The following is a 13,694-nucleotide window of genomic DNA, read 5'->3' as shown; positions in this document are numbered from 1 at the left end:
GGGAGGCAGCGTCACCACGAAGTCGGGGTCGAGCCCGCGCAGCCGCACGTCGACCGAGCCCGGGGCGAGTTCGCGGGTGATCTCGTCCATCGCGGCGGAGAGCACGTTGAGCATCGTCAGCCGGGTCGCCGACTCCAGAGGAGCAGTGAGCCTCTCGCTCAGCTCGCGGGCTTCGTCGCCACCGGCTTCGGCTGCCACCGCGAGTTCGCGGCGGAGGGTGTCGACATACGGGGTGAGGTCCATGACGCCATAGTGACACCACTATGGCGCCACACGCAACCCCGAGTGACCTCCTTTACGGGACAGGCCTACCTATCACCATCCTGAGCTGCGAAAACGCAAGGAGAACGATCTGGATGACCATGGCGCCACGCATGCTCACGCGCTCTCGATGGCATGGATTGGCGCCAGGACGGCACCAGGTGGTGCCACTCGGTGTCACGTGACGCCATGTGATGTCGCAAGGGCGTGGACGGCTTCCGTCTTGCAGGGTGAACCGCACCGACAGGGCGTCAGCGCAGGGCCGCCGCAGCTCACCCCGGTGCGCTCAGCGCCTTCGAAGGGCCCCATACTCGGTGCCCGTCGGGGTGCCGCGAGAGCAGTGACGACGTGCTGGACGGAAAGGGAAGGCTGACAGCGGAATGGCAGACACGAACGGGCCGGCCGTGCCGGAAGCGGTGGACAGCCCCGCTCTTCGAGCCCAGCCGACCGGCCGCCTGGCCGGGTGGTTGCTGCGCCATCGGGTGCAGCCGGTGGGGCCCGCGGCAGGTGAGGGACATACGGAGACGCACGCCTGGTGGAAGGTGATGTGCCTGACCGGGGTGGACTACTTCTCCAGCCTCGCCTATGTGCCGGCGATCGCGGCCCTCGCGGCCGGAGCCGTGTCCCCGCTGGCGACGCTGCTGATCGTGATCTTGACGCTGGTCGGGATGCTGCCGATGTACCGGCGCGTGTCCGGGGAGAGCCCCCACGGAGCCGGCTCGGTGGCGATGCTGGAGGACCTGCTGCCGTTCTGGTGGGGCAAGCTGTTCGTGCTGGCCCTGCTCGGCTTCGTAGCCACGTCGTGGATCATCACGATCACGCTGTCCGCGGCGGACGCCTCGGTCCACGTGACGGAGAACCCCTACCTGCCCCATGCCCTGCACGGTCATGAAGTCGCCATCACCGTGGCGCTGTTGCTGGTTCTAGGAGGGGTGTTCCTGCTCGGCTTCAGCGAAGCGGTCAGCGTGGCCATCCCGCTGGTCGCCGTCTTCCTGATGCTCAACGCGGTGGTCATTGCTGTCGGGTTGGTGGACGTGTTCACCACGACAGGCGCCTGGTCGGCATGGACGGACGCGCTTGCCGAGGGCGGAGGCGGCTTCGGCGATCTGGCCCGGCCGGCGCTCCTGGCCTTTCCGCTGCTGGTGCTGGGCCTCTCCGGCTTCGAGACCGGTGTCAGCATGATGCCGCTCGTGGCCGCCGAGGGCGCCGATGCCGAGCAGCGTCTGCGCTCCCGTATCCGCAACACCCGAAGGCTGCTGACCACGGCCGCGCTCACCATGAGCGTCTACCTGCTGTCCGCCAGCTTCGTGACCACCGTCCTCATCCCCCACAAGGAGTTCGAGCCCGGTGGCGCCGCCAACGGCCGGGCCCTGGCCTGGCTGGCTCACGAGAACGTCGGGGAGGCGTTCGGCACCGTCTACGACATCAGCACCATCCTGATCCTATGGTTCGCCGGCGCCTCCGCGATGGCCGGGCTGGTCAACATCGTCCCGCGATACCTGCCCGACTACGGCATGGCCCCGGAATGGGGACGTGCGGTACGGCCCGTCGTGATGATCTACACCGCACTCTGCGTCCTCATCACGATCGGATTCGAGGCCGACGTCGACGCCCAGGCGGGCGCCTACGCCACCGGCATCCTCGCCATGATGGTCTCCGGTGCGTTCGCGGTCACCGTTTCAGTCGTACGCCGCCGTCGACGCGCGGCTGCCACAGGCTTCGGGCTGCTCACGCTGGTGCTGCTCTACGCGCTGGTGGCCAACATCGTCGACAAGCCCGACGGCATCGCCATCTCGGGCCTGTTCATCCTCGGCATCATCGCCGTGTCGCTGATCTCCCGCGTCTCACGCACCACCGAGCTGCGTGCCGACCGCATCCTCTTCGACCCGACCGCCCGTCAGTTCGTCGCCGACACCCTCGCCTACGACGCCTCCATCAACGTCATCGCCAACCGGCGTCAGGCGGGTGACGGAGCTGAGTACTCCGCCAAGGAGCGCGAGCAGCGCCTCGACAATCCCGTGCCCGGCCCGGCGGACGTGCTGTTCCTGGAGATCGACGTGGTCGATCCGTCCGACTTCAGCGAATCCCTCACCGTGCACGGCGTCGAGGTCGACGGCCACCGGATCCTGCGGGCCGAGGCCCCGGCCGCCCCGAACGCCATCGCCGCGATCCTGCTCGCCCTGCGCGACGCCACCGGTGTCCAGCCGCACTGCTACTTCTCGTGGGCCGAAGGCAGCCCTCTGCGCCACATGTTCCGCTACTTCCTGCTCGGTCGCGGCGACACCGCTCCCGTCACTCGCGAGATCATCCGCCGCAACGAACCCGAACCCGACCGTCGGCCCGGTATCCACGTCGGCGGCTGACCGCCGCGGCCCAAGCGTCGCGCCGGACCCCAACTCCGGTGCCTGGACGTGGATGGCGGGCTTACCGTGCCGGTCGCGCCCGTCAACGGGCCACTGTGACCCCGCGGTCGCACCGGCCTTCCGATAACCCTTTGCCGAGGTACCGATGGGCCGACTACGTTCGCCCGGCCGTCCATGTCATTCCGGACCGCGCCGTCGACGAGGAGGTGTGGAGCACATGCGCACGAATGCCCGGCAGTTGAGCCCGCGCACGGACCCCTGCCGCCTCCACACGACGGAGACACCTTGTCGCTTCGCATCACCCCACTGACCGACCCCGCTCACGGGGCGCACAGCCGACGCCTCGCCTGGCTGGCATCCGACACCGATTCCGCCCCCCTCGGGACGGCCTTTCTACGCCTGTTCGACGGCGGACAAGAGCACCTGGCCGAACTGACCCTCCACGTCCATCCCGTGGAGCGCCGCAAGGGCGTCGGCTCCCGGCTCCTCGACGCGGCCGTGGCCGCCGCCCGGGACAACGGCCGACGCTGCGTCATCACACAGGCCGAGTCCGGATCGGCCGGAGACCACTTCCTGCCGGCCCGTGCCTTCCGCAAGGTGCTCACCCTGAGGTTCGCCCGCTTGCCGCTGGCCGACGTGGACGCCACCGCCCTCGCCGCTGTCGTCGAACGTCCGCATCCCGGCTACCGGCTGGCGTCATGGCAGGGAACCGTCCCTGACGCCCTCGCCCGGACGTTCGCCGCGTCACGCCGAGCCATGGACGACATGCCCATGGACGACACCGACCACGGCACGGTGGCCTGGGACGTGGACCGGGTCCGGGCTGCCGCGAAGGCCGTCGAACAGCGCGGCGACGAGTTGCACACGGTCGTCGCCATCGACACCCGCGACGGCTCGATCGCCGGATTCACCGAACTCGTCGTCCCCGGCGACGGCACGGGTGACGGCCAGCACTACGGCACCGGTGTGCTGCCCGAGCACCGCGGACACGGCCTCGGCCGATGGATGAAGGCCGAGTCGATCCGGCAAGCCCACGAGCGTTGTCCGGACATCGGCGGCCTCCTGACCGACACCGCCGACAGCAACACGCACATGAGACACATCAGCGACAGCCTCGGCTATGTGCCCACGCACACCACACTCCAGTACCAGCTCGACCTGTAGGGCGTGTCCGCGAAGTCCCGCCTGGGGCGCGGACGGGCCGGACCTGGGCGTCACCTCGTCCGGCCCGTCGGCACATTCACCCCAGGCCCCAGGACAGCTGTAGTGCCTGCTTCGCGACGAGTTGAGATGACAAGTACGGGCATGCCTGGGGGAAGGCCCGTTGGACTGTCTTCGGGAGAAATGGAGGCACTCCCGTGTGGGACCGCCAGTCAGAGCAGGGCGAGCTACGGTGGAGCGATGGCGGAGTACGAGCACATCCTGGTCAAGCGCGACGGCGACACGGTGACGGTCACGATGAACCGCGCTGCGCGCCGCAACTCGCTGACCGCCGGGCACCTCACCGAGCTGCGCGACGCTTTCGCCGAAGCCGGTGAGAGTGACGCGACCGGGATCGTGCTGGCCGCGGACGGACCCGTCTTCTCCGCCGGCCACGACTTCGGGGACGTGGCCTCCCGGGACCTGACGGGGGTCCGCGATCTGCTGCGACTGTGCACCGACCTGATGCGGATCGTTCAGTCGGTGCCGCAGGTAGTCGTCGCCCGGGTGCACGGACTCGCCACCGCGGCCGGCTGCCAACTGGTCGCCTCCTGCGACCTCGCGGTGGCCGCGGAGTCCGCCGGGTTCGCGCTGCCCGGAGGGAAGGGCGGGTGGTTCTGCCACACCCCGGCCGTACCGGTCGCACGCTCCATCGGCAGGAAACGGCTGATGGAGATGGCGCTGACCGGCGACACCGTCGACGCCGCGACCGCGGAGGCGTGGGGGCTGGTGAACCGCGTGGTGCCCGACGACGAACTGGACGACGCCGTCGCCGAGTTGCTGGCTCGGGCGACCCGAGGCAGCCGGGCCGGCAAGGCTCTCGGCAAGCAGACCCTCTACGCCCAGCTGGACCGGCCGGAGGCCGACGCGTACCAGGTGGCCCTCGAGGTGATGGCTTCGGCCTCGCAGCTGGCCGGGGCCCGTGAGGGCATGTCGGCGTTCCTGGAGAAGCGCCCGCCGGAATGGCCGGACTGACCACGCACCGCGCCACGCCCCGGCAGTGAGACGTTCTCGTCCCTGAAGCGCTCGGTCACAACCGCTGTGACTGAGCGCTTCAGTTGGCCGGTTGCGCGTTGGCCGGGCATGGTGGCCCCTGCCGTGAAGGGCCATCGGCGCGACTCCCCGCTCAAGAATGTCCTCTCTCAAGGCTTGAGCTCTGGGTCCAGCACTCGAAGCCCTCGATCACCAGCCTTTCGTCCGCCGGCCACCGGTCACCCGTTGGCCATGTGGCCGTCCTGCCGACAGGCCCCCGAGGGACCCCCAACGTGATCTGGCCGGCACTGACGCTGTCAGCTTCTGGACGGGTAAGGCGGCGGCAACGGTACCTACTCATGGCGACGGGCAGTTCAGCAGTCATAGCCCTCCGGACCACCTACGGAGGGCCCGGGGTCAGAGTAGATCGGCTAGAGCCCGGCGGGCTGCCGCTCGGCTGTTCTCCCCGCTCTTGCCCGGCAGATGGAGCGGCAGATCCAGTGGGGGGACGCTCAGGTAGCGCGCGGCGCGCCGTGCGATGTCCGAGGGGTCCGTGCCGAAGCCGTGGTCGATAAGCAGTTCGACGACGTCGTTCCACAGCTTCGGGGCGTCAATGAGGTCGCGGACGGTGGTGATCTCCGCGTCGGGGGTGGCGAGGGCGGGGACGGTCCAGACATGGCGGCCGTGCCGCACCTCGACGGGGTCCTGGATGAGGTCAGTGCTGCTGGGGAGGTGGACGGTCGCTGTGGTGCCTGGCGGGACGACGGCCTCAACGGTTAGTCGGTCACCGTCACGGCGCCAGGCCGCGCTCGCCTCCCCGTACGGAGTGAGGTGACGCGCCTCGGCGTGAGTGAACGCCGGGTAGGGGACGGGCCGGATGGTGATGCGCCGGTAGCCGGGGGCGGCGGGGGCCAGGCCGGCGAGGGTGCGGTGGAGCCAGTCGGCGACGGCGCCCAAGGCGTAGTGGTTGAACGAGGTCATCTGACCGGGGTTGATCGTGCCGTCGGGGAGCATGGAGTCCCAGCGTTCCCAGACGGTGGTCGCGCCCATGGTGACCGGATAGAGCCAGGAGGGACAGCCGCGTTCGAGGAGGAGGCGGTAGGCGAGGTCGGGGTGGCCCGTGGCAGTGAGGGCGTCGGTGATGAGGGGGGTGCCGACGAAGCCGGTGGCGATACGGAAGCCGCTGGTGCGCACGAGATCCGCGAGTCGTTCACCGGCGCCCGCGCGCTGAGTGGCGGTTGGCAGCAGGTCCCAGGCGATGGACAGGGCGTAGACGGTCGGGGCGTCGGAGAGCACCCTGCCCGCATCGGTTACGTAGTTGCGGGTGAAGGCCTCGCGAGTCCGGTTGGCGAGCGCGGCGTAGCGCTCGGCGTCGGCGTCGCGGCCGATGACGCGGGCCGCCTCCGCGGTGAGCCCGGCGGAGCGGGCGAGGCATGCGGTGGCGACGACGTCGGGGTCGGCCTTGGCGGCGAAAGGGTTGTCGGGCGGCGCGGTGGGGTCGAGCCAGTCGCCGAACTGGAAACCCCCCACCACGACGCCTTCGGTGGTGCGGGCTGCGACGGCGTCGGTCCAGGCGCACATGGAGTCGAACTGGCGGCGCAGGATCTCGGGGTCGGCGTAGCGCTCGTAGAGCACCGACGGAACGACGGTGGCGGCGTCGCCCCAGGCGGCGGCGGTCGGGTTCTCGTCGCGCAGGACATCGGGGATGACGAACGGCACGGAGCCGTCGGGGTGTTGTTCGGCTTCGAGGTCGGCGAGCCAGGACGAGAGGAATCCGGCGGTGTCGAAGAGGAAGCCGGCGGTCGGTGAGAAGACCTGGATGTCCCCGGTCCAGCCGAGGCGTTCGTCGCGCTGCGGACAGTCGGTGGGGACGTCCAGGAAGTTGCCGCGCATGCCCCAGACGACATTCTGGTGGAACTGATTCACGTCGGGGTCGGAGCAGGAGAACCAGCCGGTGCGACGCAGGTCGGTCCCGAGAACGACGGCTTCCGCGTCAGCCGCGGCGAGTCCGTGGAGGCCGGTGATCTCCGCGTAGCGGAAGCCGTGGAAGGTCAGGCTCGGTTCCAGCACGAGCGCCTCACCCGCCCCCTCGTTCCCGTCGTCGGCGTCCGGGGTGGGGAGGAGATAGGTGTCGGTGGCTTCAGCGCTACGGAGTGGGCGTACACCGAGCTCGCCGTGCTCGTCGAGGACCTCGGCGTGGCGAATGGTGACCTCGGTCGCGTCGCGGGGAGGGCGGGCGGTGAGGCGGACCCAGCCGACCAGGTTCTGGCCGAAGTCGACGAGCGTCCTGCCCGAGGGGGAGGTCCACACCGTCACGGCCGGCACGGTCTCGGTGGCCCGCACGGGTGGCCCTTCGGGCGCGACCAGCCTGCCGAGGTCCGCCTCGACGACCTCGACGGAGTCTGCGGCGCTCGCCGTTGTGGCGGGACGCAGGTCGGTGCACTGCCCGTCGTAGATGTCGTCGGTGAGGACGCTGCTGTTGCGCGCGGACCACCGTTCGTCGGTCCCGACGGTCTCGGTCGAGCCGTCGGCGTAGGTCACCTCCAGCTGGACCAGCAATGCGAGCCGGTCGCCGTACAAGGCCCGAGGCGGCTCGCTCCAGCCCAGCCTGCCCCGGTACCAGCCGTTGCCCAGTAGCACCGACAGCTCGTTGGTGCCCTCGCGGAGCAGTTCTGTGACGTCGTGCGTGGCGTAGCGCAGACGGTTGGGGTAGCTGGTCCAGCCCGGCGCCAGGACCTCGTCGCCGACGCGCATGCCGTTGAGGGTGGCGGCGTAGACGCCGTGCGCGGTGGCGTACAGCCGCGCCGAGGCGATGCCCACGTCGGAACGCAGTGTCACCGTGCGGCTGAGGAGCGGGGCCGGGTCGCCGATACGGGCGAGGGTGGCGGGGCTGATGAACCGTGCGCTCCAGTCCTCCGGCGTCAGTAGGCCGGCTTCGACGGTGGCGGACTCGCTCCAGTCCGTCCACCGCTCCCCCGAGGCGACCCGGACGCGGACGGTGGCGCGGGCGCGGGAGGCCAGCGGCTTGAAGGGCCATGCCACCAGGAGTTGTTCGGTGGAATCGACGCGAACAACCGTGCCGTCACAATCGAGTTCGTATGCGGTTTGGTGCCAGGCTGGATCATCGGTGGTGATCTGCCATGACAGGCGTGGGGCAGCGGTCCCGATCCCGAGCGGTGAACCGTTGCGATGTTCGAAGCGGACGGGGCTGACATCGGTGTGGGCCATGAGTGATGGGCCTCCTCAGCCCTTGATCGCGCCGGAGGTCATTCCGGCGACTATCTGCCGGTTGAAGAAGAGGAACATGATCAGCGGCGGGATCGTGATCAGCAGGATGTCCATGAACAGGAGGTTGTACTGGCTCTCGAACTGACTCTGGAAGTTGAACAGCGTCTGCTGGACCGTGGCGTTCTCTTCGCCGGGCAGGAAGTAGAGCGGGTTGACGAAGTCGTTGAACACGGCGACCGACTGCACGACGATCACCGTGACCGTGACCGGGCGCAGCAGGGGGAAGATCACACGGAAGAAGAGGCGGATCGGGCCCGCGCCGTCGATCACGGCCGACTCGTCGAGGTCGCGCGGGACGGTTGCGATGAAGGCCCGGAAGAGCAGGACACAGAAGGGAAGGTGGAAGGCGACCTCGACGAGGATCAGGCCGAAGAGGGTCTTGAAGAGGCTGAGTTCCTGCAGGACCCAGATGGTGGGGACGACGGCCGGGGGGATGATGAGTCCGGACAGCACGAGGAAGCTGATCGGCCCGGTCGTCCGGCTGGTACGGCGCTGCAGGACGAACGCCACCATCGCGCCGAGGACAACCATGAAGGTCACACTGGCGACCGTGAGGATCACGCTGTTGATGAACGCGATGATCAGGATGTAGTCGCCGGTTTCGAGGACCGCCTGGAAGTTCTCGACGATCTGCCAGTCCCCGGGCAGGGAGAACTCCAGCTGGGCCGCTTCCTGTTGACCCTTGAAGGCGGTCAGGGCGATGAAGGCGAACGGGATGACGAAGACGACTAGGAACGCGACGGCTACCAGCGCGCTGAGTGTGTAGTTGGGGCGGCGAACCCTCTGGCGCGGGCGGGCGCTGGGGAGTACGGCCGCGCTCGCTGCCCTCCTGCTCTCGCTCACAGCTCCGCCTCCTTGCGGTTGAGGAACCAGAACAGTGGGACGACGATCGCGGAGACCAGGAGGAAAAGCACGACGTTGCCCGCTGTGGACAGGCCGTAGAAGCCGGCCTGGTACTGCTTGTAGATGACCGACGCGATGACGTCGGAGGTGAAACCGGGGCCACCGCCGGTCATCGTCCAGATCAGGTCGAAGGTACGCAGGCCGCCGATGAGGGAGAGGATGATGACGGTAACCGTCGCCGGGCGTGCCAGCGGCAGTGTGATGTTCCTGAACTGAGCGAGCGGCCCCGCTCCGTCCACCTCCGCCGCCTCGTAGTACTCACGGGGGATGGAGACGACCCCGGCGATATAGATGACGGTGGCCAGGCCGACGCCCTTCCAGACGTCGACGAGGGCGACCGACAGGAGTGCCCAAGTCGGGTCGGTCAGCCAGGCCGGACCATCCACGCCGAGCACGCTGAGGGAGCTGTTGATCAGGCCTTCGGAGGGGTGCATCAGCGCAGTGAAGGTGATGCCGACGCCGATGGTGCTCACCAGCACGGGGAAGAAGACGAGCGAGCGCAGGAAGCCGCGCCCGATGATCTGGCTGGTCAGCAGCACTGCGAGCAGCAGACCCAGGACGACCTTCATTCCCGAGGTGACCACCGCGTAGATGAGGGTGTTGGTCAGGCCCTTCAACAGTGCCGCCTCGCGGAGGAACTGCTCGAAGTTGTCCAGACCGATGAACTCGTAGTCGAAGAGGGTCCAGCGGGTGAGGCTGAAGAAGAACGCGGCAAGGGTCGGCACAAGGAACAGAGTCACGTAGACGACCCCTGCCGGAAGGTAGAACCCGAACGGGTAGGCGCCCTTGATGGCTGCACTCCCCGCCCGTGTTCTGCCTCGCGACGTCCTTGTTGGCTGCTTCCTTGCCCGCCGGTTCTCGGGGGCCCCGAGCGTGGTGGTCATGGTGAGTCCCCGTCACCAGCCTTTGAGGCCGAGTTGCTTGGCCTGCTTCGCCACGTCCTTGTCGTAGAGCTGCGCACCCTTGGGGGCGGAACGGATACCCGAGCCGACCTCGATGCAGATCTGCTCAAGTGCCGGGCCCTTGACCGGGGAGAGGAACTCCAGTGCGGGCGTCACGGCGTCGTCATCGAAGTAGCGCTGGGTGTCCTTGACCGCCTGCGGTGCGTCCGCGGGCAGCTCGCAGCCCTTCACCGAATAGGGCCCCGAGGGGGGCTGCGCCTTGGTGAGGGATTTACAGCCGTCAGGACTCGCGATGAAGGCAAGAAACTCCTTGGCTGCCTTGAGCTTCTCTCCCTCGGTCGACTTCGGGACGTAGGCCGCGGCCGGGGCCCAAGCTGTCAGCCCGTTCTTCGCGGCGTCCTCGCCGGGGAGTGCGAAGAAGCCCATGTCGTCCTTGGCAGCGGGCACGGCTTCGATCACAGGGCTGATGGAGTTGGTCAGCATCGGGTAGTGCGCGCCCTCCCCCTTGCCGATCATGCTCAGGCCCTGCTCGTAGGTGGCCGAGGCGAAGCCCTTGTTGAGGTAGCCGGAGTCATGGACGTCCTGGAGGCGCTCGAAGCCCCGGCGCGCGGCCGGTGAGGTGGCGTACTTGACGTCGTTGGCGGTGTACTTCTTGGCGAAGCCCGGCTCGGCGGCGGCCACGTTGTGGTAGTCGCCCAGAACGAACAGCTGCGATGTCCAGGTTTCCTGGTAGGTCTGGATGACCGGGGCGATGCCGGAGTCCTTGATCTTGGCGTTGTTCGCCATGAACTCGTCCCAGGTCTTCGGCACCTCGAGGTCGAGGTCGGCGTAGACCTTCCGGTTGTAGAGCACACCGCCACCCATGTTCGAGCCGGCGGGCGCGCCGTAGACCTGGTCGTTGACGGAGGCGGTGGGACGGAACAAGTCGTCGAGGTCGCCGGCCCACTTCTCGTCGGTCATCGGCACGAGGTTCTTCTTCGGGTCGATCGCCTGGAAGAGGGAGCCGGTGTTGTACAGGAAGACGTCTGCCATCTCGCCGGTGGCCAGCCGCGTCTTGACCACGTTGTCGCCCTCGCCGCCGCCGGGCCGCGTCTCCACGTCCACCTTGATGTCCGGATGCGACGCGGAGAAGTCCTTCGCCAGTCGTTCGCCGACGGGGAGGCTGTCCGGGCCGGTCGGGACCAGGAAGTCAAGCGTCAGTTTTTTCTTGTCGTCGCTCGAACCGAGACTGCCCGAGCTGCATGCGGTCAGGCTGATCGAGAGCGCCATCAGCGTGGCGATCGCCGGTGAACGGCGGGCAGTGATTCCGAACCTCATGCCGTCGAACCTCCGTGGAGTGCGGGCTGCGCTGACCGGTGCGGACGCGACGTTGCCCGGGGTTCTGGATCGTGAAGAGATGGGGCCGCGAAACGGGCCGGAATTGAAACGTTTCAGTCACTGGAAGTGACTAAAGACTGGCGCCGGGATGATTCCTCGTCAAGCCGCGAGGTTGTAACGAAAAGGTAAAGCAGTGACGTGGGCCATGCGTCGCCGTCGCGGGCAGTCCAGGCGTTCACAGATTCGGCGGCCCATACCGATTGGGGGCTGCCGCGGTGTGTCCAGGCCCAGTCCGTCGGATTGGACCAGCCGCTGCGCGTGCCGGATCTCGCAGCCGAGTTCGATGGCGAAAGTCTTGCCGGGCTCGTCCCGGCCGCCTCGGTGGCGGGTGACGGTGCGGGCCGTCCACAGGGAACGACGGCCGTCGGGCATCTCCGCGATCTGTACATGGATCCGGCCCGGTGAGGTGAACCGCCGCCGGCCTCGTCGGCGCTGTCTGCTGAAGCGCTGACCGGCCAACTGAAGCGCTCGGTCACAACCGCGCGCTCCCCCAGCCCTCGGAAGCCGGAACTCAGTAGTCCAGCTCCAGGTAGTCGATGTCCGTGAACTCGACGGTAAGGCCCGGTGCCCGGCGGCCCCGGTCCCTGAAGTACTGCTCCTGGAGGCCCTCGGCGACGATGTCCCGCAGCTGCTCCTCGGTCGCGCCTCCCGCACGGGCGTTGAAGAGGCGGCGCGCGTACGCGGGCGGCAGGTGCTGGGTGATCAGGCGGAGCCGGCTGTCGTCCGTGCTGCCGGGGGCCGCCGTGAAGCCGAAGCGGGCGCGGGCCTCCACGGTGATCCCGGTGCTCGTCGCGGCCTTCCTCGCCGCGCGTTCCTTGACCCGCGGCTGCCACTCGCGGCGTACTTCCTGCTCCAGCTTTGCGGCGAGCGCGGCTCGGGGGCGCTTGAACGTTCCCTTCACGTAACGCTCGACGGTCCGCTGCGTGATGCCGAGACGCTGCGCCACCGCTCTCGTGGAACCGCTCGCCCGCTTGACGAGGAAACGCATGCGGGCGCCGGCGCTCTTGGGCATCGGGCGCGTGGTGACGTTCTGCGTGGCCTTCTCGAGGCTGTCGCCGATGACTCCCACGAGGTGTCCCTACTCCCGGTCGTCGTTCGTACCGTCGTCGGTGCCGTGTGCGGATTCCCGCGACCCGCGACACAGACCGTGTCGCAGGCCGGCGTTCCTCACCGCAGCCGCAGCGAGCTGCGGGGGCTCACCGAGCGGCACGTTAGCAACAACCAGCTGGAGCGGCGCGAGTTACTCGCCGTCCTCGGGCACCAGGCGGGCCGGTGTGGCGGCACCGGCCATGCGTGCAGTCGTCGACGATCGTCCCGTCGGCCCGATCCGATCCGTCGAACTCGAGGTCAGGTGGCAGGACTTCGGCTCACCACCGCACGGGTGGTCGGCGCATCTCAGTCGGCGCAGAGCCCGTCAACCGTTGCGACCGAGCCGCCGTCGTTCTCGTCGTCCGTGCCGAGGACGGCGTCGTCGGAGCCTGGGAGGCAGGCCAGCGATTCGATCTTGTGGCCCTCGAAATTCTTCAGCGCCTCGGGGTCCTTGGCCACGGACAGGGTGACCGCGCCCGAGTCACTGAGCGTGACGCGGCCGGCGGTGTAGACGGCCGAGTCGAAGGGGCCGTCATCGCCCGGGTCGGAGGCCGAACTCACCAGCAGCGCACCGGACTTGGTGATTTTGGTGTCGGACGCGTGCCGGACCTTCTCGGTCGGGTACGGGGCCCGTACCTCCGCCGACTGCACCTCACCGAACTCGGCCTTGCCCGCCGAGTCGAATGACACCGGGGCTGCGTGCAGCATGCCAGGGCGGTCGTCCTCGCCCCGGTCCCCCCACACGGCGACCAGCTTCCCCTCCTGGGCGGTGGCTCCGGCGGACGCCGGCGGCGCGCCCAACGCAAGGTTCTCGATCTCGTCACCGGACTCGAGCGCTGGGAGGGTGAAGGTGTCCACGACCTTCGCCGCGCCGTCCGCAACCTGAAGATGGTAGGCGGTGCCCGAACTCGCCACCGCGAGGTAACCGCCTTGCTCGCCAGGCACGTTGTCGAGCGATTCCAGGTCGCTGGGAAGCGGGTCGCCTTCCCATTCGAGCGGCTCGACCTCGGGGTCCTTGCCCTCTTCGTAGGTGACGGACGATATTCGGTTCTCGTCGGACTTCTTGTTGTCGCGGACAACGATCGCGTCAACGCCGTCCTTCACGCTCCCGGTGCCTGTCACGGCGATCCCGCTGACGCCGGAGGTCTTGCCCTCGCCCACGGACTGCCACCCGTCGCCGTCCACTCCGTGCGCAGGAAGGAAGGTGGCGGTGACGGCGATCGCCGCTCCCGCGCCGGCAGCGGCGAGGACGGTTCTGATGAGCACTTTGGGGTGCATGAGTCCCTTTCAACTTCGGTCTGTGACACGCGTAGAGGAGAACCCACGGGACGGTAACCAC

The 13,694-nt window shown here is 68.5% G+C and carries 9 protein-coding genes and 2 pseudogenes; 3 read left to right on the top strand and 8 right to left on the bottom strand.

Features of this window, described 5'->3' with window-relative positions:
• Positions 1 to 243: pseudogene (locus tag H5J26_RS05240) on the bottom strand (hypothetical protein); the annotation flags it as partial.
• A 398-nt stretch (positions 244 to 641) separates the two neighbouring features.
• Here H5J26_RS05240 and H5J26_RS05235 point away from each other — a divergent pair.
• The 3 genes from H5J26_RS05235 (at position 642) to H5J26_RS05225 (ending at position 4,799) form a co-directional block, all read left to right on the top strand.
• Positions 642 to 2,624, top strand: a complete 1,983-nt coding sequence (locus H5J26_RS05235) for an APC family permease (protein ID WP_181764499.1) — start codon at positions 642 to 644, stop codon at positions 2,622 to 2,624.
• Between the two features lie 285 nt (positions 2,625 to 2,909).
• Positions 2,910 to 3,788, top strand: coding sequence for a GNAT family N-acetyltransferase (locus tag H5J26_RS05230; protein WP_181764498.1), 879 nt, complete (start codon positions 2,910 to 2,912; stop codon positions 3,786 to 3,788).
• Between the two features lie 237 nt (positions 3,789 to 4,025).
• Positions 4,026 to 4,799: an enoyl-CoA hydratase-related protein gene (locus H5J26_RS05225; protein WP_181764497.1), complete on the top strand. Its 774-nt coding sequence runs from the start codon at positions 4,026 to 4,028 to the stop codon at positions 4,797 to 4,799.
• 414 nt (positions 4,800 to 5,213) lie between these two features.
• Here H5J26_RS05225 and H5J26_RS05220 read toward each other — a convergent pair whose 3' ends face one another.
• The 7 genes and pseudogenes from H5J26_RS05220 to H5J26_RS05190 all read right to left on the bottom strand — a co-directional run bounded on the left by H5J26_RS05220 (position 5,214) and on the right by H5J26_RS05190 (position 13,633).
• A complete protein-coding gene (locus H5J26_RS05220; RefSeq protein ID WP_181764496.1) occupies positions 5,214 to 8,024 on the bottom strand; it encodes an alpha-L-rhamnosidase in 2,811 nt (936 codons plus the stop codon).
• A 15-nt stretch (positions 8,025 to 8,039) separates the two neighbouring features.
• Entirely contained in the window at positions 8,040 to 8,927 is an 888-nt protein-coding gene (locus tag H5J26_RS05215) for a carbohydrate ABC transporter permease (protein WP_181764495.1), read from the bottom strand.
• Positions 8,924 to 9,871, bottom strand: a complete 948-nt coding sequence (locus H5J26_RS05210) for a carbohydrate ABC transporter permease (protein WP_181764494.1) — start codon at positions 9,869 to 9,871, stop codon at positions 8,924 to 8,926. Before H5J26_RS05210 ends, H5J26_RS05215 begins: the two co-directional genes overlap by 4 nt.
• A gap of 12 nt (positions 9,872 to 9,883) precedes the next feature.
• The gene (locus H5J26_RS05205) at positions 9,884 to 11,206 is read right to left on the bottom strand and encodes an ABC transporter substrate-binding protein (protein WP_181764493.1); all 1,323 of its coding nucleotides are present in this window, start codon (positions 11,204 to 11,206) and stop codon (positions 9,884 to 9,886) included.
• A gap of 213 nt (positions 11,207 to 11,419) precedes the next feature.
• Positions 11,420 to 11,677 (bottom strand): annotated as a pseudogene (locus H5J26_RS05200) (short-chain fatty acyl-CoA regulator family protein); the annotation flags it as partial.
• A 100-nt stretch (positions 11,678 to 11,777) separates the two neighbouring features.
• On the bottom strand, positions 11,778 to 12,335 hold the full coding sequence (tpg, locus tag H5J26_RS05195) for a telomere-protecting terminal protein Tpg (RefSeq protein ID WP_181764492.1): 558 nt from the start codon (positions 12,333 to 12,335) through the stop codon (positions 11,778 to 11,780).
• 326 nt (positions 12,336 to 12,661) lie between these two features.
• Positions 12,662 to 13,633 carry a hypothetical protein gene (locus H5J26_RS05190; protein ID WP_181764491.1) on the bottom strand — a complete coding sequence of 324 codons (972 nt, stop codon included), beginning with the start codon at positions 13,631 to 13,633 and terminating at the stop codon, positions 12,662 to 12,664.
• Positions 13,634 to 13,694: the final 61 nt, after the last annotated feature.

It is taken from the genome of Streptomyces albidus (ex Kaewkla and Franco 2022), assembly GCF_013870515.1.
Classification (GTDB): domain Bacteria; phylum Actinomycetota; class Actinomycetes; order Streptomycetales; family Streptomycetaceae; genus Streptomyces; species Streptomyces albidus.
Note: the sequence above shows the minus strand (reverse complement) of the source record. Positions and strands in the feature narration are given on the sequence as shown.

Coding starts and splice junctions, on each gene's coding strand:
- H5J26_RS05235 (WP_181764499.1), top strand. CDS start 642: ATGGCAGACACGAACGGGCCGGCCGTGCCGGAAGCGGTGGACAGCCCC.
- H5J26_RS05225 (WP_181764497.1), top strand. CDS start 4,026: ATGGCGGAGTACGAGCACATCCTGGTCAAGCGCGACGGCGACACGGTG.
- H5J26_RS05220 (WP_181764496.1), bottom strand. CDS start 8,024: ATGGCCCACACCGATGTCAGCCCCGTCCGCTTCGAACATCGCAACGGT.
- H5J26_RS05210 (WP_181764494.1), bottom strand. CDS start 9,871: ATGACCACCACGCTCGGGGCCCCCGAGAACCGGCGGGCAAGGAAGCAG.
- H5J26_RS05205 (WP_181764493.1), bottom strand. CDS start 11,206: ATGAGGTTCGGAATCACTGCCCGCCGTTCACCGGCGATCGCCACGCTG.
- H5J26_RS05190 (WP_181764491.1), bottom strand. CDS start 13,633: ATGCACCCCAAAGTGCTCATCAGAACCGTCCTCGCCGCTGCCGGCGCG.